At 69.0% G+C, this 19,002-nt stretch carries 18 protein-coding genes and 1 tRNA gene; 15 read left to right on the plus strand and 4 right to left on the minus strand.

Going from position 1 to position 19,002, the window contains the following annotated elements:
- Positions 1-2 precede the first annotated feature (2 nt).
- From F0L46_RS01725 to guaA, 5 genes are all read left to right on the plus strand, one after another.
- Positions 3-461, plus strand: coding sequence for a hypothetical protein (locus F0L46_RS01725; RefSeq protein ID WP_149815305.1), 459 nt, complete (start codon positions 3-5; stop codon positions 459-461).
- A 7-nt stretch (positions 462-468) separates the two neighbouring features.
- The gene (locus tag F0L46_RS01730) at positions 469-1,758 is read left to right on the plus strand and encodes a lipoprotein-releasing ABC transporter permease subunit (protein WP_149815306.1); all 1,290 of its coding nucleotides are present in this window, start codon (positions 469-471) and stop codon (positions 1,756-1,758) included.
- Between the two features lie 2 nt (positions 1,759-1,760).
- Positions 1,761-2,447 (plus strand): ABC transporter ATP-binding protein, encoded by a 687-nt coding sequence (locus F0L46_RS01735; RefSeq protein WP_149815307.1) that lies wholly within the window; start codon positions 1,761-1,763, stop codon positions 2,445-2,447.
- A gap of 434 nt (positions 2,448-2,881) precedes the next feature.
- Positions 2,882-6,334 (plus strand): DNA polymerase III subunit alpha, encoded by a 3,453-nt coding sequence (gene dnaE, locus F0L46_RS01740; RefSeq protein WP_149815308.1) that lies wholly within the window; start codon positions 2,882-2,884, stop codon positions 6,332-6,334.
- Between the two features lie 204 nt (positions 6,335-6,538).
- Positions 6,539-8,095, plus strand: coding sequence for a glutamine-hydrolyzing GMP synthase (gene guaA / locus F0L46_RS01745; protein WP_149815309.1), 1,557 nt, complete (start codon positions 6,539-6,541; stop codon positions 8,093-8,095).
- Positions 8,096-8,187: 92 nt separating this feature from the next.
- Here guaA and F0L46_RS01750 read toward each other — a convergent pair whose 3' ends face one another.
- Together F0L46_RS01750 and F0L46_RS01755 are read right to left on the minus strand one after the other, a co-directional pair.
- The gene (locus F0L46_RS01750; RefSeq protein WP_149815310.1) at positions 8,188-8,718 is read right to left on the minus strand and encodes a dihydrofolate reductase family protein; all 531 of its coding nucleotides are present in this window, start codon (positions 8,716-8,718) and stop codon (positions 8,188-8,190) included.
- A gap of 76 nt (positions 8,719-8,794) precedes the next feature.
- Positions 8,795-9,448, minus strand: a complete 654-nt coding sequence (locus F0L46_RS01755; protein ID WP_149815311.1) for a glutathione S-transferase family protein — start codon at positions 9,446-9,448, stop codon at positions 8,795-8,797.
- A gap of 73 nt (positions 9,449-9,521) precedes the next feature.
- Here F0L46_RS01755 and F0L46_RS01760 point away from each other — a divergent pair, with 73 nt between their 5' ends.
- The 3 genes from F0L46_RS01760 to F0L46_RS01770 all read left to right on the plus strand — a co-directional run bounded on the left by F0L46_RS01760 (position 9,522) and on the right by F0L46_RS01770 (position 11,585).
- Entirely contained in the window at positions 9,522-10,004 is a 483-nt protein-coding gene (locus tag F0L46_RS01760; RefSeq protein ID WP_188311813.1) for a MarR family winged helix-turn-helix transcriptional regulator, read from the plus strand.
- Between the two features lie 226 nt (positions 10,005-10,230).
- A complete protein-coding gene (locus F0L46_RS01765; RefSeq protein WP_149815313.1) occupies positions 10,231-10,884 on the plus strand; it encodes a glutathione S-transferase family protein in 654 nt (217 codons plus the stop codon).
- 122 nt (positions 10,885-11,006) lie between these two features.
- A complete protein-coding gene (locus tag F0L46_RS01770; RefSeq protein ID WP_149815314.1) occupies positions 11,007-11,585 on the plus strand; it encodes an NADPH-dependent FMN reductase in 579 nt (192 codons plus the stop codon).
- An 85-nt stretch (positions 11,586-11,670) separates the two neighbouring features.
- On the opposite strand, the gene F0L46_RS01775 is transcribed toward F0L46_RS01770, so the two are convergent.
- Positions 11,671-12,159, minus strand: coding sequence for a hypothetical protein (locus F0L46_RS01775; RefSeq protein ID WP_240539808.1), 489 nt, complete (start codon positions 12,157-12,159; stop codon positions 11,671-11,673).
- Between the two features lie 274 nt (positions 12,160-12,433).
- Here F0L46_RS01775 and F0L46_RS01780 point away from each other — a divergent pair, with 274 nt between their 5' ends.
- Positions 12,434-13,375: an exopolyphosphatase gene (locus F0L46_RS01780; protein ID WP_149815315.1), complete on the plus strand. Its 942-nt coding sequence runs from the start codon at positions 12,434-12,436 to the stop codon at positions 13,373-13,375.
- On the opposite strand, the gene F0L46_RS01785 is transcribed toward F0L46_RS01780, so the two are convergent.
- On the minus strand, positions 13,353-14,519 hold the full coding sequence (locus F0L46_RS01785; protein ID WP_149815316.1) for a hypothetical protein: 1,167 nt from the start codon (positions 14,517-14,519) through the stop codon (positions 13,353-13,355). The two genes, F0L46_RS01780 and F0L46_RS01785, sit on opposite strands and share 23 nt — an antisense overlap.
- A gap of 77 nt (positions 14,520-14,596) precedes the next feature.
- Here F0L46_RS01785 and F0L46_RS01790 point away from each other — a divergent pair, with 77 nt between their 5' ends.
- The 6 genes from F0L46_RS01790 to F0L46_RS01815 all read left to right on the plus strand — a co-directional run bounded on the left by F0L46_RS01790 (position 14,597) and on the right by F0L46_RS01815 (position 18,838).
- Complete coding sequence (locus F0L46_RS01790; protein ID WP_149815317.1) at positions 14,597-15,187, plus strand: NnrU family protein; 591 nt, start codon at positions 14,597-14,599, stop codon at positions 15,185-15,187.
- Between the two features lie 94 nt (positions 15,188-15,281).
- Entirely contained in the window at positions 15,282-15,941 is a 660-nt protein-coding gene (locus tag F0L46_RS01795) for a tetratricopeptide repeat protein (RefSeq protein ID WP_149815318.1), read from the plus strand.
- A 97-nt stretch (positions 15,942-16,038) separates the two neighbouring features.
- The gene (der, locus tag F0L46_RS01800; RefSeq protein WP_149815319.1) at positions 16,039-17,394 is read left to right on the plus strand and encodes a ribosome biogenesis GTPase Der; all 1,356 of its coding nucleotides are present in this window, start codon (positions 16,039-16,041) and stop codon (positions 17,392-17,394) included.
- Between the two features lie 137 nt (positions 17,395-17,531).
- On the plus strand, positions 17,532-17,966 hold the full coding sequence (locus F0L46_RS01805) for a hypothetical protein (RefSeq protein WP_149815320.1): 435 nt from the start codon (positions 17,532-17,534) through the stop codon (positions 17,964-17,966).
- 98 nt (positions 17,967-18,064) lie between these two features.
- Positions 18,065-18,141, plus strand: a tRNA-Arg gene (locus F0L46_RS01810).
- A gap of 235 nt (positions 18,142-18,376) precedes the next feature.
- Entirely contained in the window at positions 18,377-18,838 is a 462-nt protein-coding gene (locus F0L46_RS01815; protein WP_149815321.1) for a hypothetical protein, read from the plus strand.
- The last annotated feature ends 164 nt before the right edge of the window (positions 18,839-19,002 follow it).

Here is a 19,002-nt window from a genome sequence, read left to right on the forward strand (position 1 = left end):
CGATGGGCGTGAACGGCGAACCGGAAGAAACATCGAGCCGCGTTGGAACCCCAACGCGCAGCTCCGTCTACCTTGCCGACCCATCTCCATGGTTCAGCGTCATTTGGCTGTTCAGTATGGTGGCGGTCGGTATCGGCGCTGCTGGTGGCGTGATCCTCGCTCGGTACGGACCGAGGATCCTGTCCGAATTCGCCAGCCGTGCCGATATTCCGTCCGAGGTCTACGTGGAGATGTGTTGGCTGGTCGTAAGCGTGGCAGCAACGCTCGCCCTCGTCGCGGTGTCCGGTGCGTCGTTGAAGTTCATCATGCTTCGCTACCTCGTACGCGATGACGCGGAGGCGGTCGGCTTCGGCCCGCGCTTATCCCGAACGGCGGCCCTCCGGGTCTTCGCTGCTTCCTCCCTGCTCAGCGCCGCGGTCGGGGCTGGCCTTGCATTCGCGTCCCTCGGTGGAAAAGTCTGATCAGCCCATGTCCGACGATCCCAGCCGCGCACAGACGCGCGACCCGACCAGGCCGTTCTCCCCGTTCGAGTGGATCCTCGCCGGACGCTATCTGCGGACGCGCCGGCGGGAGGGCTTCGTCTCGGTCATCGCCGGCTTCTCGTTCATCGGCATCATGCTGGGCGTCGCGACGCTCATCATCGTGCTCTCGGTGATGAACGGCTTTCGCAAGGAGCTGCTCGATAAGATCGTTGGGATCAACGGCCACATCTTCGTCGCGCCGATCGAGCGCCCGCTCACCGACTACGCCGACCTCGCCGAGCGCCTGTCGAAGATCGTCGGCGTGGTCAGGGCGGTTCCCATGGTCGAGGGGCAGGCCTTTGCCTCGTCGCAGGCCAACGGCGGCGGCGTGCTGGTCAGGGGTGTGCGCGGCTCCGACATGCTGAAGATCGGCTCGATCGCCAACAACATCCGGCAGGGCACGCTCCAGGACTTCGACGAGAGCGGCGGCGTCGCGATCGGCCGCCGGCTCGCCGAGCAGCTCGCTCTCGGCGCCGGGGACACGATCACGCTGGTGACCCCGCGCGGCGCCACGACGCCCTTCGGGACCGCGCCCCGGGTCAAGAACTACCCCGTGACGGCGGTGTTCGAGATCGGTATGTCCGAGTTCGACTCGGCCTTCGTCTATATGCCGCTCACCGAGGCCCAGGCCTATTTCAACCGCGAAGGCGACGTGAACGTCATCGAGGTGTTCCTCGCCAACGCGGACCGTGTCGACGAGGCGCGCCAGGCCATTGAGCTCGCGGCCGAGCGACCGATCCTCGTGACCGACTGGCGCCAGCGCAACCGCACGTTCTTCGCCGCCCTGGAGGTCGAGCGGAACGTGATGTTCATCATCCTGACCCTCATCGTGCTCGTGGCGGCGCTCAACATCATCTCCGGGCTGATCATGCTCGTGAAGGACAAGTCGAGCGACATCGCCATCCTGCGCACCATGGGGGCGACCCGCGGGGCGATCATGCGGGTGTTCCTCATCACGGGCGCGTCGATCGGCATCGTCGGCACGGTGGCGGGGTTCGCCCTAGGGCTCCTCATCACCCTCAACATCCAGTCGCTCCAGAACGGCCTGTCGCGCCTTACCGGCTCGAACCTCTGGGACCCGACGGTGCGCTTCCTCACGCAGATCCCCGCCGAGGTGAGCGTGCGCGAGGTGCTCACCGTGCTGCTCATGGCGATGACGCTGTCGCTGCTCGCCACCGTCTACCCGTCCTGGCGCGCGGCCCGGCTCGATCCGGTCCAGGCCCTGCGCTACGGCTGACCATGGCGCAGCAACCCGCCTTGTTCCTATCCCGCGTCGAGCGGCGCTACCCGCAGGGGGAGGGCTTCCTCGACATCCTGCGGGGCGCCAGCGTCGCGCTCTGGCCGGGCGAGATCGTCGCCCTCGTGGCGCCGTCCGGCACGGGCAAGTCGACCCTGCTCCACGTGGCGGGCCTCCTGGAGAAGCCCGACGGCGGCGAGGTCTACATCGCGGGGGAGCCGACGGCGGATCTCGACGATCCCGGCCGCACCCGGCTGCGTCGCGAGGAGATCGGCTTCGTCTATCAGTTCCACCACCTGCTGCCGGAGTTCTCGGCGCTCGAGAACGTCGTGATGCCGCAGATGATCCGGGGGCTCGGCCGGCGCGAGGCGGAGGAGCGGGGGCGGGAGCTCCTGGGGTTTCTCGGCCTCCAGGCCCGCGTCGATCACCGACCGGCCGAGCTGTCGGGCGGCGAGCAGCAGCGGGTTGCGCTCGCCCGCGCGGTCGCGAACGCGCCGCGGGTCCTGCTCGCCGATGAGCCCACGGGCAACCTCGACCCGCAGACGGCGGGCCACGTCTTCGCGATCCTCGTAGCGCTCGTGCGCGCCTCAGGGCTTGCCGCCCTCATCGCGACCCACAATCTCGAGCTCGCGGCGCGCATGGACCGGCGGATCACCATCCGCGACGGTCTCGTCGTCGACATGGCCTGAGAGCCGAGGCGCGCAAGACCAGCGCCACTGCCGCTGCCGCCGCTCGCCAGCCGCGCGAACGCGTCCCAGATCTTGACCCGCGCCCGGTCGCGCCTGGTGCCGGCGGGCGAGGGGGCGTCAACCTCTCGTTAACGATCCCCGCATTCCACACACGCCCGAAGCTTTACCTTGGAACAGGAAGAGAACAAAGTGGCGACATAAGCAATACATCGGAGCTGGACATGCTGCGCCTCATCGCCGAAACCGCCGCGGAACTCGCCTCTCTCATCGTGTTCGTCGCCATGGTGGCTCTTTGGGCCGCCGGGTTCGGCGTCGGAGCGTGAGGCGAGGAGGCCGCGCCACAGGCAGCCTTAATCCACACCCGATCCGGCCCGCGGACTCGACTCCCGCCCTCCTGAATCGCGACAATGCCACGTCATGGAGGACGCCAACGGATGACGCGTGTGTTGCGGGATATCGGCTTCGTGCACCTGCACGCGCACTCCTCCTATTCGCTGCTCGAGGGCGCCCTGAAGATCGGCGACCTCGCCAAGCTCGCGGCCGGGGACAAGCAGCCGGCCCTCGCCCTCACCGACACGAACAACCTCTTCGGCGCCCTGGAATTCTCCGAGAAGCTTGCTGGGATGGGCATCCAGCCCATCGCCGGGCTCCAGCTCTCGGTGGAGTTCGAGGATCCTGATCCCTCCGTCCGGCTGCCGCCCCCGCCGCCCTCGATCGTGCTCCTGGCCCAGAACGCGGAAGGCTACCGCAACCTCGCGATCCTCGCGAGCCGAGCGTACTTCGACGTGGAGCTCGGGGCTCCGCCGCGGGTGCGCATGGCCGCCGTGGCCGAGGGTGCGGCCGGGCTCATCGCGCTCACGGGCGGCCCGAACGGTCCGGTCGACGGCGCCTTCCGCCTCGCGCGCCGCGATCTCGCCGAGGCGCGCTTCGCGAAGCTGAAAGCGGCCTTCGGCGACCGCCTCTACATGGAGATCCAGCGCCACGGCCTGCCCGACGAGCGGGCGGTGGAGGCGGATCTCGTGGCTCTCGCCGACGCCGAGGGCGTGCCGCTCGTCGCGACTAACGAGCCGTTCTTCGCCAAGCCCGACGACTTCGAGGCCCACGACGCGCTGCTTGCCATCGCGGAGGGCGCCCTCGTCTCGAACGAGAACCGCCGCCGCCTCTCGCCCGCGCACGGCTTCAAGACCCGCGCCGAGATGGGGGAGCTGTTCAAGGACCTGCCCGACGCGCTGTCGAACTCCGTCGAGATCGCCATGCGGTGCTCCTACCGCGTCGCGACCCGCAAGCCGATCCTGCCGAGCTTCGGCACCGACCCGGCCGTGCAGCTCGACGAGGCCGAGGAGCTGCGCCGCCAGGCCGAGGAGGGTCTGGAGGCGCGCCTCAAGGCCCACGGCACGGCGCCCGGCCTCTCCGAACAGGACTACCGCGACCGGCTGGCCTACGAGGTCTCGATCATCACCCGGATGAAGTTCCCGGGCTACTTCCTCATCGTGGCCGACTTCATCAAGTGGGCCAAGGCGCACGATATCCCCGTCGGGCCGGGCCGCGGCTCGGGCGCGGGCTCCCTCGTCGCCTGGTCGCTCACCATCACCGACCTTGACCCGCTGCGCTTCGCTCTTCTCTTCGAGCGCTTCCTCAACCCCGAACGCGTCTCGATGCCGGACTTCGACATCGATTTCTGCGTCGAGGGCCGCGAGCGGGTGATCGAGTACGTACAGCAGCGCTACGGCGAGCGGCAGGTGGCGCAGATCATCACCTTCGGCACGCTGCTCGCCCGCGGCGTGTTGCGCGACGTCGGCCGCGTGCTGGAGATGCCCTACGGCCAGGTCGACAAGCTCACGAAGCTCGTGCCGCAGAACCCGGCGAACCCCGTGACGTTGGCCCAGGCCATCGAGGGCGAGCCGCGCCTCCAGGCGGCGATCGCCGAGGAGCCCGTGGTCCAGCGCCTCATGGGTATCGCCAAGAAGCTGGAAGGCCTCCACCGGCACGCCTCCACCCACGCCGCGGGCGTGGTGATCGGCGACCGCCCGCTGGAGGAGCTCGTGCCGCTCTACCGCGACCCGAAGACGGGCATGCGGGTGACCCAGTTCAACATGAAATGGGTCGAGCAGGCGGGCCTCGTGAAGTTCGACTTCCTCGGCCTGAAGACGCTCACCGTGCTGCGCACGGCAACCGACCTGTTGAAGCTGCGCGGGATCGAGGTCGATCTGTCGAGCCTGCCCATCGACGACAAGAAGACCTACGAGGTGCTTTGCCGGGGCGAGACGGTGGGCATCTTCCAGGTGGAATCCGCGGGCATGCGCAAGGCCCTCGTCGAGATGGAGGCGGACCGCTTCGAGGACATCGTCGCGCTCGTGGCGCTCTACCGCCCGGGCCCGATGGCCAACATCCCCGTCTATTGCGCGCGCAAGCTCGGCAAGGACGAGGTCAACAAGGCGTCCTGGTACCTGCACCCGAAGCTCGAGCCGATCCTGCGCGAGACCTTCGGCATCATCGTCTACCAGGAGCAGGTGATGCAGGCGGCGCAGGAGCTCGCCGGCTATTCGCTCGGCGACGCCGACCTGCTCCGCCGCGCCATGGGCAAGAAGATCAAGGCCGAGATGGACGCCCAGCGCGACCGTTTCGTGAAGGGCTCGATCGCCAACGGCCTCACCAAGGCGCTCGCCGACGAGATCTTCGACCTGCTCGCAAAGTTCGCCGATTACGGCTTCAACAAGTCGCACGCGGCGGCCTACGCGCTGGTCTCGTACCAGACCGCCTACATGAAGGCGAACTACCCGGTCGAGTTCCTGGCCGCGTTGATGACGCTCGACATCGACAACACGGACAAGCTCTCGGAATTCCGCCGCGAGGCCCAGCGCCTGGGCATCACCGTCGAACCCCCGTCGATCAACCGGTCGGGCGTGGTGTTCGATGTGCACGAGGGCGCGATCCGTTATGCGCTCGCGGCCGTGAAGGGCGTGGGCCGGCAGGCCATCGAGGCGATCGTCGGGGCGCGCGGGGACAAACCGTTCAAGGATCTGGCCGACTTCGCCCGCCGCCTGCCGCCCAAGACCGTGAACAAGCGCATCCTGGAGAACCTCATCGCCGCCGGCGCCTTCGACGAGATCGAGCCGGACCGCTCCCGGGCGGTCGCGGCCATCGATGCCATGCTCTCGCTCGCCCAGCAGGCGGCCGAGGCGTCGAGCGGCGGGATGATCGACATGTTCGGCGGCGTCGCCTCCGCGGACGTTTCGCTTCGCATCCCGCCCCACGAGCCCTGGCCCGCGGCGGTGCGGCTGCAGCGGGAATACGACGCGGTGGGCTTCTTCCTCACTGGCCATCCGCTCGACGAGTACGGCAAGCTTCTCGACCGGCTGCGGGTGCAGCGCTGGAGCGACTTCGCCAAGGCCGTGAAGGGCGGGGCCTCCACCGGCCGCGTCGCTGCCACCGTCCTCGACCGCCAGGAGCGGCGGACGAAGACGGGCAACAAAATGGGTATCCTGGCCCTGTCCGATCAGTCCGGGCACTTCGAGGCGATCATCTTCTCGGAGGGCCTCCAGCGCTTCCGCGACGTGCTGGAGCCCGGGCGCGCCGTGGTGCTCGTGGTGCAGGCCGGCGTCGAGGGTGAGGAGGTGCGCGCGCGCATCCAGTCCGTCGAGCCCATCGACGAGGCGGTCGCCAAGCACCAGAAGGGCATGCGGATTTTCCTGCGCGACGAGCGGCCCATCGTCAGCGTGCAGGAGCGCCTGCGCGAGCGCGGGGAGGGGGAGATCTCCCTCGTCCTCATCCTCGACAGCGGCGACAAGGAGGTCGAGGTGAGGCTTCCGGGCCGGTACCTCGCAAGCCCGCAGCTCGCCGGCGCGCTGCGCGCCGTGCCGGGCGTGGTGCACGTGGAGATGAGCTGACCGCTCCCCCTCCCCCTTGTGGGGAGGGGCTAGGGGTGGGGGTCGAAAAGTCGGATCTGGTGGGGAGAAGGGGAGAACGCACGCGCGTACAGCCGGGTTTTGCACCGACGGCGGATGGCGTCCCGACCCCCACCCCCGACCCCTCCCCACAAGGGGGAGGGGAGACTCGTTGCACCGGCCCGCGGCTTGGCTTATCTCCCGCCCATGACCCAGTCCCACGACAAGATCCTCATCGTCGATTTCGGCTCCCAGGTGACGCAGCTCATCGCGCGGCGCGTGCGGGAGGAGGGGGTCTATTCCGAGATCGTACCCTATCAGTCGGCTGAGAAGGCGTTTCGCGAGATGAAGCCGAAGGGCGTCATCCTCTCGGGCGGGCCCGCCTCGGTGACGGAGGCGTTCGCGCCCGACGCGCCGCAGATGATCTTCCAGGAGGACGTGCCGGTCTTCGGGATCTGCTACGGCGAGCAGACCATGGCCAAGCAGCTCGGCGGCGAGGTCGAGGGCGGGCACCACCGGGAGTTCGGCCGCGCCGAGGTCGAGGTCATCCAGGATTCGAAGCTGTTCGAGGGCGTCTGGCGGGTCGGCGAGAAGTACCCCGTGTGGATGAGCCACGGCGACCGGGTGACGAAGCTCCCCGACGGCTTCCACGCCGTCGGCGTCTCGGAGAATGCACCCTTCGCCGTCGTGGCGAACGAGGCGCGGCGCTATTACGGCGTCCAGTTCCACCCCGAGGTGGTCCACACCCCCCACGGCGCGCTCCTCATCCGCAACTTCGTGCGCAACATCGCCGGCTGCACCGGCGACTGGAGCATGAAGGCTTTTCGCGAGGAGGCGGTCGAGCGCATCCGCGCCCAGGTCGGCACCGGCCGTGTGATCTGCGGCCTGTCGGGCGGCGTGGACTCGGCGGTCGCCGCCGTGCTGCTGCACGAGGCGATCGGCTCGCAGCTCACCTGCGTCTTCGTCGACCACGGCCTGATGCGGGCCGGCGAGGCGGAGGAGGTCGTGAGCCTGTTCCGCCACGCCTACAACATCCCCCTCGTCCACGTGCGGGCCGAGGAGACCTTTCTGGGGGCGCTGGCCGGCGTCACGGACCCGGAGGTCAAGCGCAAGACGATCGGCAAGCTCTTCATCGACGTGTTCGAGGAGGAGGCCCGCAAGGTGGGCGGCGCCGATTTCCTGGCCCAGGGCACGCTCTACCCGGACGTGATCGAGAGCGTGTCCTTCACGGGCGGCCCCTCCGTCACCATCAAGAGCCACCATAACGTCGGCGGTCTCCCTGAGCGCATGAACATGCGGCTCGTGGAGCCCCTGCGCGAGCTCTTCAAGGACGAGGTGCGGGCGCTCGGTCGCGAGCTCGGCCTGCCCGAGGCCTTCGTCGGACGCCATCCCTTCCCGGGACCAGGTCTCGCCATCCGCTGCCCCGGCGAGATCACCCCGGAGAAGCTCGACATCCTGCGCAAGGCCGACGCGATCTACCTTGAGGAGATCCGCCGCGCCGGCCTCTACGACGACATCTGGCAGGCCTTCGCGGTCCTGCTGCCCGTGCGCACCGTGGGCGTCATGGGCGACGGCCGCACCTACGAGCACGTCTGCGCCTTGCGCGCCGTCACCTCCGTCGACGGCATGACCGCCGACTTCTACCCCTTCGACATGAAGTTTCTCGCCCGGGTCGCGACCCGGATCATCAACGAGGTGAAGGGGATCAACCGCGTGACCTACGACGTGACCTCGAAGCCGCCGGGGACGATCGAGTGGGAGTGAGGGCGTCGTAGAAGCGGCGCCCGTGCCGCAGAGGCGGGCCATTCCCGCCGGGGCTTGAGCCGTGGAAAGATCGCTCGTCCCGTGAACAGCCCTCACGCCGGAACGTAGGTCAGCCTCACCACGCTCTCGTCCATCAGGTCCGTCGCCACGAGGCGGAGCCGTGGGCGAGGGCCGGCGAAGAAGGGTTTGCCCCCACCGAGAACGACCGGGTGGATGTAGGGGCGGTACTCGTCGATGAGGCCGAGAGCGGTTAGGCTGTGCGCGAGCTCCGGACCCGCGACGTCGATCTCCCCGCCGCGCCCCTCCTTCAGCTGACGGACCGCCGTCTCGACGTCCCCGCCGACGAGGGTTGCGTTGGGGCCGACCCATTGGAGCGACCGCGACACCACCCACTTCGGCTGGTTCCGCCACGCCTCCGCGAACTCGCGTTCCGCTGCGCCCCATCCCGGGTGATCGTCGTCCCAGTAGCGCATGATCTCGTAGATGCGCCGGCCGTACAGGCTGCCGGCCAACCCGCGCACATGCTCGATCCAGTGGCGGAACAGGATCGGGCCTGGCGCGAACTCCGTGTGGTCGACGTAGCCGTCGAGCGACTGGTTCATGCCGAAGACCAGCTTTGCCATTCCAAGATCCCCGAGGTGTTCGATGAACGAAGCGCAGCCGCGCCGGATCCGGAAAGCCGGCGCGGTGGTGCGGGCGTCAGGCGGCGTCGCGCTTGCCGAAATCGGCGAGCTGGGCGGCGAGCGCCCGCCCGTAGGCCGGACGGGATTCGCAGCGCGCCTTGTAGGCCGTGAGGTTGCCGTGCTCGGCGAGCATGGGCGTGTAGTCGAGGATGCGCAGGACCGTGGTCATGATGAGGTCGCCCGCCGTGAAGCGGTCGCCGTCGAGGTACGGCTTGTCCCCGAGCGCGGCGGAGAGGCCGTTGAGGCGCCGGCGCAGGAAGTCGGCAGCGCCCGGACGCCGGAGCTTCGCCCATTCCTCGTCCTTGTAGAAGATGTCGATGAGAGCGACCTGCAGGGCGAACGGCTCGATCGAGTTGAGCGCGGCGACCACCCACTGCGTCGCACGGGCCCGCCCCTTGGGGTCGGGGGGCAGCAGCACCTCGGAGCGCTCGCCGATGTGGAGCACGATCGCGCCCGTCTCGAACAGGACGAAGCCGTCCTCCTCGAAGATCGGCACCTGCCCGAACGGCTGGAGCGCGCGATATTCAGGATCGTTCTGGTCGCCCTGCTCGAGGAGGCGGGCGCGGTAGGGCAGGCCCGCCTCCTCGAGAGCCCACCGGACGCGCAGGTCGCGCACCTGGCCCTTCGCGAAGTCGGGCACCCAGGCAAAGGCAGAGATCGTGATGGTCATGACGTTGCTCCCTATCCGCCGCCCGCGGCGACGCTGCCTTGACCGGCCTCATAGGTGTAGATACATCCATCTCGTGAGCACAAGCCCTGATCTGATCGACACGGCGCAATGCCTTTGTCTCGCCTCGCGGCGGGCGTCGCGGGCGATCACCCGTGCGTTCGACCGCGAGCTGCGCGCCCATGGCCTGCGCGCGACCCAGTTCACGCTGCTCGCGACGCTGTCGCTGAAAGGTGGGCAGACGATCGGTGAACTCGCCGAGTTCATCGTCGCTGACCGCACGACGATGACGCGAAACGTGGCGCTCATCGAGGAGAAGGGCCTCGTTGAGGTGCGGCAGCACGAGGACGACGCCAGGGTGCGGGTGGTGACGATCACCGCGTGGGGCCGCGAAACGCTTGCCGCAGCTCTGGCGAGCTGGGGAGAGGTGCAGGGGAGCCTGACCGAGGCGATGGGCACGAGCGCCGCGGACGGCCTGCGGCGTCTTGCGAACAGCGACTGGGCCCGGCCCGGTGCGAGGAACGACATCAAGCAGGGCAGGCGGGAGACGGCGGCGTGATCGACCAGACGGGTACCCGGGGCGCGGAAGTCGAGATCCTCAGGTGCAGAATGGACCACCATGCGAGTGGCGGAGAGCGGTTTAGGGACGGCCGGAGAGACGGGACCGACCCGGGCTCCTCAGTGGGTGGCGGCGCCGAGGCGGCGCAGGCGCGCGAGCACGGAACCGCTCGGGACAGCGGCAGCCTGAGCGGGATCGTCGATGGCCCTCGACCGAAGGCCTTTTCATGACCATCGAGCTCTTCGCCCACCCGTTCTCGTCCTATTGCCAGAAGGCGCTCATCGCCTTCTACGAGAACCGCATTCCGTTCAGCTACCGCATGCTGGAAGAGGGCGGCGTCGCCGATGAGCTCGCCTCGTTGTGGCCGATGAGGCGCTTCCCCGTGCTGCGCGAGAACGGCAGGGTCGTGATCGAGGCGTCGATCATCGTCGAGTACCTCCAGGCTTATCATCCCGGGCCGGTGCGGCTCGTTCCGGACGATCCGGCACTTTCCGTCGAGGTCCGGATGCTCGACCGCTTCTTCGACAACTATGTCATGACGCCCCAGGGCCGGTTCGTGTACGACGCCCTGCGCCCGGCCGAGCATCGCGACCCTTACGGTGTCGAGGAAGCGCGCAAGATGCTGGACACGAGCTACGCCTGGCTCGACGAGCGCATGCGGGACCGCACCTGGGCGGCGGGCGAGACCTTCTCGCTCGCCGACTGTGCCGCAGCGCCGTCTCTCTTCTACGCCGACTGGACCCACCGCATTCCGGAGCGTTACGAGCACCTGCTCGCCTATCGCTCGCGTCTGCTGGCGCGGCCGTCCTCCGCACGGGCCGTGGACGAGGCGCGTCGATTTCGCCACTACTTCCCGCTGGGTGCGCCCGATCGGGACTGAGCCGGCCGTACTCGCGCTCGTCGACCGATCCGGAAAGCAGCCGGTGCCCGGCCGGTTGCGGCGGCAGCCCGGCGGCGCGTAGGGTTCGGCTCGCAGCCGTCCTACACGCTTCAGGAGCCCCCATGTCCTTATCGCCCATTCGCGTCGCCGGCATCTCGGGAAGCCTCCGCCGGGGCTCCCTCAACAGCGCGGCGTTGCGCGCGGCCCAGGCCCTGGCGCCCGAGGGCATGACGATCGAGATCGCGGAGATCGGCGACATGCCGCACTACAACGAAGACCTGCGCGCGGGCGGGTATCCGGCCCCGGTAGAGCGGTTTCGTGCGCAGCTCGCCGCCGCCGACGCGATCCTGTTCGTGACGCCGGAATACAATTACTCGATCCCGGGCGTGCTCAAGAACGCCATCGACTGGGGCTCGCGCCCGCCCGAGCAGCCCTTCAACGACAAGCCGGTGGCGATCATGGGCGCGAGCGGCGGCTTGCTCGGGACGGCACGGGCGCAGTACCAGCTGCGTCAGATGCTCGTCTTCCTGAACGCCCATCCTATCAACAAGCCCGAGGTGATGATCGGTCAGGCCCCGTCGAAGTTCGACGAGGCCGGCAACCTCACCGACGAGACCACGAAGAAGTTCATCGGCGACCTGCTCACGTCGCTCGCCGCCTGGACCCGGCGGCTCAAAGCTCCCGCCATGGCGGCCGAATAGGGCTCAGGAACGAGAAAAGGCCGCCGTGGGGAAGCCCACGGCGGCCTTGTCGACGCTACGCAACTAACCTGGAACGTCGTTCGCCTCAGCGGCAGACCTCGACGTCGCGGATCACGCGCTCGCCGTAGCGGTTGACGCGGATCCGGCGCTCGATGAAGCAGCCGCCGTAACCGTAGGTGACCGGGGCATAGCCGTAGCCATAGGAGCGGGCAGGGGCGTAGCCGTAGCCGTACCCAGCCGGGGCATAGCCGTAGCCCGCCGGCGCGTAGCCATAACCGTAATTGTAGTTATAGCTGCTCGTCGCCAGCGCGCCGAGGGCGAGACCGCCGATGAGGCCGGCCGCGACGGCACCGCCGTTGTTGCGGTAGCCGTAGCGACGGTGGCCATAATAGCCGCCGCCTCCGTAATAACGCGGGGCCGCCACGTAGCGGGGACCCGCAAAACCACCGCGATAGACGGGGCCCGTCACGTATCCCTGCGCCGACGCCGGGGCAGACGTGGCGACCATGCCGCCCGTGACCGTGATGACGGCAGCCGCGCCGACCAACGCCGTCCTGAAGATGTTCTTCGACATGGTAGGGTCCTGGAGCTGTTACGTTGCTTTTCGCCGCGGTCTCAAGGACCGCATCCGTCCCGATGAAAACTCGAATGTTCCCACATCGTTCCGTTTCGGCTCTTATGGCCTATCGAAGCTGAACTGCCGATTAACGAACCGTTCACTCCGGCAAGGAAGGGCGCTGGAGAGGCGGCGGCAGATGCATCAAGCCTTCGCGGTGCGGCTAACCCGGGTTTAGGGAAGGCTTGCTACAACGCCGGCCACGACGTTCCATCCCGACGGACCAGAAACAATGGCGGCCTCCTCCTATCGCCTCGTCACCCGCAGCGACTTCGACGGTCTCGTCTGCGGCATGCTCCTCAAGGAGCTCAGGCTCATCGACGACATCGCCTTCGTGCACCCCAAGGACATGCAGGACGGCAAGGTCGCGATCTCGCGCCGCGACATCACGACGAACCTCCCCTACGTGCCAGGCTGCCACCTCGCCTTCGACCACCATGCGAGCGAGGTGATCCGCGCCGGCGGCCGGGCGCCGGCAAACCACATCATCAACCCGAACGCACCCTCGGCCGCACGGGTCGTGTACGAATATTATGGGGGGCGCGGCGCCTTCGCTCGGGTGAGCGAGGATCTCATGCTCGCCGTCGACAAGGGCGACAGCGCCCAGTTCACCCGCGAGGAGATCCTGAACCCGACGGGCTGGGCGCTCCTCAATTTCCTCATGGACTCGCGCACGGGCCTCGGGCGGTTCCGGAACTTCCGGATCTCCAACTACGAGCTCATGATGCAGCTCATCGACCGCTGCCGCGACCACTCCATCGAGGAGATCCTGGCGCTGCCCGACGTGCGCGAGCGCGTCGACCTCTACATGGAGCAGGGGGCGCTCTTCCGCGAGCAGATCCTGCGCTGCACGCGGGTCGAGGGCACGCTGGCGGTGCTCGACCTGCGGGACGAGGAGGTGATCTACGCGGGCAACCGCTTCATGATCTACGCCCTCTTCCCCGCTTGCGACATCTCCATGCACGTCATGTGGGGCCTCAAGCAGCAGAACACGGTGTTCGCCATCGGCAAGTCGATTCTCGACCGCGGCTCGCGGGTGAACGTCGGCGAGCTTTGCCTCGCCTATGGCGGCGGCGGGCACCATGCGGCGGGCACCTGCCAGGTTTCGAACGATCGGGCCGAGGAGGTCCGCGCCGAGCTCGTCGAGCGCATCACGGGCTGGCCCAGAGCTTGATCGCGACGCGCCGGCGCACGAGGTCGCGGTCCGCCGTGACCTCGCACCCGTCGACGCGCAGCGTCGTGAAGTAAAGCTCCGCCTCGTCGCCCACGTCCTCGAAATTGCGCGACCGCGCCTCGTGGTCGAGGAGCGACGGGTAAGCGATGAGGCGCGGCCCCGAGGTGCAGGGATCGTCATAGAGCGTGCGCCCGGCGAGCAGCAGGCGCGGCTTGTCCCAGCGCAGGAGGTCGGCCGAGCTCGTGACGTAGAAGCCCGCTTCTGGAAAGTCCGCGCCGTCGCGGGACGCCTGGAAGACCGCGATCCAGGCACCCGTCCCACGATGGCGCACCACGCCGCCCACGGGCGCCGGGAAGGGGCCGACGGGCTTGCAGGCGCCGGGCGGTGCGCCCGGGCCGCGATAGGGATCCCGGTAGCGGACCGTGTAGTCCGTCCCGTTGAAGGCGCGCCAGGAGCCGGGATCGCCGGGGTTCCGGGTGCGCAGCAGGCAGGCGCCGGAGGGCTGGCCCGTCCAGCCGGTCGTGGCGATGAACACGTAGCGCCAGGGACCGTCCGAGACGATGTTGGAGGGGTTGAAGAAGCCCCGGTGCCGGCCCTGCTCGACTTCCTGCCCGAACGGCGCGCCCGCCACGACCCGGGGGACCTCCGGGCGGGCGAAGCTCGCGCCGCCGTTGCCCGACGTGACGCCGAGGATCGTGTTGTACCAGCACTGAAGATAGCCCTTGTGCCGGCAGCGCCCGGGGTGCCGGTTGGCCTGGTATTCGTGATGGACCAGGGCGTGCACGGTCCGGCCGTCCTCGGTCCAGGTCGCGGTGATCCAGCTCATGTCGTCGAATGCCGCCGGATCGGCGCGCCCGCCGGATGCTAGCACCAGCGTGCAATCGATCGCGAGGCGGGCGAGGCTCTCGCCGCGCAGGGCCCGGTTCTCGTGATGCAGCCCGAACACCACGACCCGCCCCGCCCGGTCGCGGTAGGCCCGCACGGGTGCGTCGGGCATGTCGACAGGCGTGCAGCCGTCGCGCTTGGCCGAGAATACGGTCTCGGGCGGTCCGACGAGGGTCACGGCGGCAAGCGGGGGAGGGGAGGCCAGCGCAGCCTTCGTCATGAGGGCGAGCGCGCAGGCGAGGACGAGGAAGCGTGTCATCTTGGGTCGATCGGGCGCATGGCGCCACCCTATGCTAGGTTGATGCCAACAAGAGCATCCCTGGGGGCACCACATCCATGACGCTGCTGATTCTCGGCCTGATCCTGTTCCTCGGCACCCATGCCTTCACCATGGCGCGCGGGCCGCGCGAACGGCTCATCGCACGGCTCGGTGAGGGACCCTACAAGGGCGGGTACTCGCTTCTTTCCCTCGCCGGCCTGGTGCTCGTCGGCGCAGGATACGACGCCTATCGGGCCGGCGGCTACATCCCCGTCTGGAACCCGCCCTTTTGGTTCGGCCACATCTCGCTCCTCCTGATGCTCGCCGCCTTCATTCTCTTCGTCGCGGCCTATGTGCCAGGCCGGATCAAGGCGACGGTGAAGCATCCAATGCTCGCGGGCGTGAAGGTCTGGGCGCTCGCTCATCTTCTCGCCAATGGCGATCTCGGCTCCATGCTGCTTTTCGGCTCCTTCCTGGCCTGGGCGGTCGCGGCCCGCATCAACGTGAAGCATCGCTCCATCGCCTCCCAGCACCTGGGGCCCGCCGTCGCCGCAGGCGGCCTCCGCAACGATCTCATGGCGGTGGGGATCGGCACGGCCGCCTATCTCGCCTTCGCGGTATGGCTCCACCCCTGGCTCATCGGCGTGAACGTGCTGCCCGGGCGCTGACGGGGCCGCCGCGCCCTCGCCACGGGGGAGAACCTGTGATAGGGCCACGCCGAAGAGGACGCCGGCTCCCGCGTCCGCCACGGTTTTCGAGGCCATGAACGAGTTCTTCCGCGAGGTCGACGAGGAATATCGCCGCGATCGCATCGCGAATTTCTGGCGGCGCTACAGCGGGCTCGTGGTCGGGCTCCTCATCGTGCTCGTCGCCGGCATCGGCGGTTGGCGCTACTGGCAATATGCCGAGCGCTCCCGGGCCGAGGCGGCCGCGATGCAGTACCAGGACGCCGTGGCCCTCGCGGCAGGCGGCGACGGCGAGGCGACCCAGAAGGCCCTCGAAACCCTCGCGACATCCGGACCGGAGGGCTACAAGGCGCTCGCCCAGTTCCGGCTCGCGGCCGAGAAGGGGCGGCAGAACGCGCAAGACGGCGCGACAGCCTTCGACGCGCTGGCGGCCAATGCCTCTGTCCCGGCGAACCTCCAGGATCTCGCGCGCCTGCGTGCCGCCATGCTGCGCCTCGACACCGCCCCCGATCAGGCGCTCCCGGCGCTCGAGCGCCTCGTGACGCCTGGCGGCATCTTCCGCCATACGGCACGCGAGATGCTGGGCCTCGCCGCCCTACGGCGCGGCGACTTCGACGCCGCTGGGCGCTGGTTCGACCAGATCGCCGCCGATCGCGAGACCCCCGCGAACCTGCGCAGCCGGCTGGAGATCTATGCGGGCCTGACCGCGGGCGGTCCGGTCCAGATCACGCAATGAGCGGGCGCGCAGGGACGGGCCTGGCGCCGAATCCGCGCGCCGCGCGTTGCCCGAATCGGGTGGGCGGCGAATCGCCCCCGGGGAGCACGCGCCTGTCATGACGACGCCGACCTTCGCCATCGTCGGCCGACCGAATGTCGGCAAATCGACCCTGTTCAACCGGCTGGTCGGCCGGAAGCTCGCGCTGGTCGACGACCGCCCCGGGGTGACGCGCGACCGGCGCGAGGGCGACGGACGGCTCGGCCATCTCGCCTTCCGCATCATCGACACGGCGGGCCTGGAGGAGGCGGACGAGGGCTCGCTGCTGGGGCGCATGCGGGCCCAGACCGAGGCTGCGATCCAGGACGCGGACGTCGTCCTGTTCGTCATCGACGCCCGTACGGGCCTCCTCCCGGCGGACCGTCCGTTCGCCGAGCTCGTCCGCCGCTCGGGCAAACCCGTGATCCTCCTCGCCAACAAGGCCGAGGGGGCGGCTGGCCTGTCCGGTGCCTACGAGGCTTTCGGCCTGGGCCTCGGCGATCCAGTCGCGATCTCGGCCGAGCACGGCGAGGGGCTTGGCGAGCTGTTCGCCGCGCTCTCGCAGTTTTTTCCCGAGGACGACGACGAGGAGGATGGGGATGAGGCGGATGCGCCCGGCAAGCCCCTCCACGTCGCTATCGTCGGGCGCCCGAACGCGGGCAAGTCGACGCTGATCAACCGGATGGTGGGGGAGGAGCGCCTCCTCACCGGCCCCGAGGCGGGCATCACGCGCGACTCGATCTCGCTCGACTGGGAATGGCGCGGCCGCGGGGTGAAGCTGTTCGACACGGCGGGCCTGCGCAAGCGTGCCCGGGTCGAGGACAAGCTCGAGAAGCTCTCCGTCGCCGACGCCCTGCGAGCCGTGCGCTTCGCGGAAGTCGTCGTGGTGCTCCTCGACGCGACGATCCCGTTCGAGAAGCAGGACCTCACCATCGTCGACCTGATCGAGTCCGAGGGGCGGGCCCTCGTCATCGGGCTCAACAAATGGGACCTCGTGGCGGACCGGCCGGGCCTTCTCAAGGAACTGCGCGAGGACGCGACGCGCCTCCTCCCGCAGGTGCGCGGCGCCGCCGTCGTGCCGCTCTCGGGGCTTGCCGGGGAGGGGATCGACCGGCTCATGCAGGCGGTCACCGACACCTACGAGGTCTGGAACAAGCGCATCTCGACCCCACGCATCAACCGCTGGCTCGCCGACGCCCTCTCGGCGAACCCGCCGCCGGCGGTGTCGGGCCGGCGCATCAAGATCCGCTACATGACGCAGGTGAAGGCCCGCCCGCCCCACTTCGCGATCTTCGGCAACCAGCTCGACGCCCTGCCGAAATCCTATACCCGATACCTCGTGAACGGCATTCGCGAAGCCTTCGAGCTCCCCGGCGTGCCGATCCGCTTGTCCCTGCGCACGAGCAAGAACCCGTTCGACCGGGAGAAGCGCTAGGCATCGGCCGTTTTGAAAAGCTCAAGCTTTCAAAGAGCTTGGGCGCAGTTTCCGGGTTTGTTCCCGAACCGCCGCTCTCCTGCGGCGTTCTCCCTGTCATGAAGCGGGCCCAAGGCCCGCCGTACGGGAGTTCATCCATGAAGACGCTTACGCTCGGTCTCGCCGCCGCCCTCGTGGCCGGCACGGCCCTCGTCGCGGCCCCGGATCGCGCCTCCGCGCAGGTCGGGATCTCGGTCGGCTTCGGGAGCGGCTACGGCTACGATCCGGCCTACGACGACGATTTCGGCTGGGGCCCGCGCTACCAGCCCCAGACCGTGTACGGCTACGGCTACAACGCGCCGCCAGCCTATGGCTACGGCTCGCCCTATGCAGCCCAGCCCGTCGTCAGCACACGCCGCGTGATCGTGCAGGACGATTACCAGCCCCGCCGCGTGGTCCGCGAGGTCTACGAGCCCCGCCGGGTCGTCGTGCGCCGGAACGTCGTCACGCCGCGCCGGGTCGTGACCCGCTCCTACCGGACGGCGCCCGGCCGGGTGATCACCGGCCCCGTCGCGCGCGTGCGCAACTACTGATCGGACCACCTTGGGGCGCATGAGCGGCCGCATCCGCAGGGGTGCGGCCGTTCCCGTGGCCATGACAGGCCAAAAAGCTTATGTTAGGGACGCCTCACGGCCCCGTAGCTCAGCTGGATAGAGCAACTGCCTTCTAAGCAGTAGGTCCCTGGTTCGAGCCCAGGCGGGGTCGCCAGCCCGCGGCGAAGCGGGTGGGGGCGCTCCCAAGATCCTGATTCCAGTCCTGGCCCGTCCAGCGAATCCAGCGTTTGCGCAGGAGAACGTACCTGTTGATGGACACGGGTCGGCGTGACACCTTCCCGGCCGTTCAGCACCGCAGAAGGAGACGACGGCGGCGTGCCGGAGGCACGCCAGGAGCCGCGCGCCCGGCGCGCGGGAAGGACAATCGTGGGCAACGAGGGAGCATCGGCATGAGCGACACGAAGCTGCGCGGGTTCGTGGGCAAGGCATTGGCACGCAAGCGGATCGGGTTCGGGGACGTGCGCCGGCTCCAGCGCGACATCCTGCCCGCGGGCCTCACCGGGCGCGAGGACGCCGAGGCGCTCCTGGGGCTCGACCAGGCTGTGTCGCGGGCCGATCCGGCGTGGGCCGATTACCTCGCGACCGCGGTCAAGGACCTCGCCCTCGCGGGCGGGGGCGGCATCGACCGGGACACCGCCGAGTGGCTGGTCGCGGTGCTCTCCCGCCGCCCGAGGACGGGGCTTGCGATCGCCCGCGAGATCGTGCTCGAGGCTCGTGCCGTGGACGGCGTCCTCCTCGCCTTCGTCGAGGGCGCGCGGGGCCGGGCACGCCATGATCGGGCCATCGAGGAGCCGGCAATGGGCCAGCCGCCGCTTCGCGAACGCGTGCTGCCCTGCGAGCAGATCGCCTGACCCGGCTACCGGCGGTCGCCCTCGTGCGGTCGTCCGGACCTCTCCCGATTTGACATTTCGGCCCGGATACCGGAATGACCCCCCGCCGGATCGGAGCGTTTCGCCGCCGGCCGCGTCCACGAGCAGGCGTCATTGCGCCGTGGGCCATCCCGCGCGGCGGCCCG

It is taken from the genome of Salinarimonas soli (assembly GCF_008386575.1).
GTDB classification, from domain to species: domain Bacteria; phylum Pseudomonadota; class Alphaproteobacteria; order Rhizobiales; family Beijerinckiaceae; genus Salinarimonas_A; species Salinarimonas_A soli.

Bases quoted from the DNA above. Each gene is read 5' to 3' on its own strand.
- F0L46_RS01725 (WP_149815305.1), top strand. From the start codon at position 3: ATGGGCGTGAACGGCGAACCGGAAGAAACATCGAGCCGCGTTGGAACC.
- F0L46_RS01730 (WP_149815306.1), top strand. From the start codon at position 469: ATGTCCGACGATCCCAGCCGCGCACAGACGCGCGACCCGACCAGGCCG.
- F0L46_RS01735 (WP_149815307.1), top strand. From the start codon at position 1,761: ATGGCGCAGCAACCCGCCTTGTTCCTATCCCGCGTCGAGCGGCGCTAC.
- dnaE (WP_149815308.1), top strand. From the start codon at position 2,882: ATGACGCGTGTGTTGCGGGATATCGGCTTCGTGCACCTGCACGCGCAC.
- guaA (WP_149815309.1), top strand. From the start codon at position 6,539: ATGACCCAGTCCCACGACAAGATCCTCATCGTCGATTTCGGCTCCCAG.
- F0L46_RS01750 (WP_149815310.1), bottom strand. From the start codon at position 8,718: ATGGCAAAGCTGGTCTTCGGCATGAACCAGTCGCTCGACGGCTACGTC.
- F0L46_RS01755 (WP_149815311.1), bottom strand. From the start codon at position 9,448: ATGACCATCACGATCTCTGCCTTTGCCTGGGTGCCCGACTTCGCGAAG.
- F0L46_RS01765 (WP_149815313.1), top strand. From the start codon at position 10,231: ATGACCATCGAGCTCTTCGCCCACCCGTTCTCGTCCTATTGCCAGAAG.
- F0L46_RS01770 (WP_149815314.1), top strand. From the start codon at position 11,007: ATGTCCTTATCGCCCATTCGCGTCGCCGGCATCTCGGGAAGCCTCCGC.
- F0L46_RS01775 (WP_240539808.1), bottom strand. From the start codon at position 12,159: ATGTCGAAGAACATCTTCAGGACGGCGTTGGTCGGCGCGGCTGCCGTC.
- F0L46_RS01780 (WP_149815315.1), top strand. From the start codon at position 12,434: ATGGCGGCCTCCTCCTATCGCCTCGTCACCCGCAGCGACTTCGACGGT.
- F0L46_RS01785 (WP_149815316.1), bottom strand. From the start codon at position 14,519: ATGACACGCTTCCTCGTCCTCGCCTGCGCGCTCGCCCTCATGACGAAG.
- F0L46_RS01790 (WP_149815317.1), top strand. From the start codon at position 14,597: ATGACGCTGCTGATTCTCGGCCTGATCCTGTTCCTCGGCACCCATGCC.
- F0L46_RS01795 (WP_149815318.1), top strand. From the start codon at position 15,282: ATGAACGAGTTCTTCCGCGAGGTCGACGAGGAATATCGCCGCGATCGC.
- der (WP_149815319.1), top strand. From the start codon at position 16,039: ATGACGACGCCGACCTTCGCCATCGTCGGCCGACCGAATGTCGGCAAA.
- F0L46_RS01805 (WP_149815320.1), top strand. From the start codon at position 17,532: ATGAAGACGCTTACGCTCGGTCTCGCCGCCGCCCTCGTGGCCGGCACG.
- F0L46_RS01815 (WP_149815321.1), top strand. From the start codon at position 18,377: ATGAGCGACACGAAGCTGCGCGGGTTCGTGGGCAAGGCATTGGCACGC.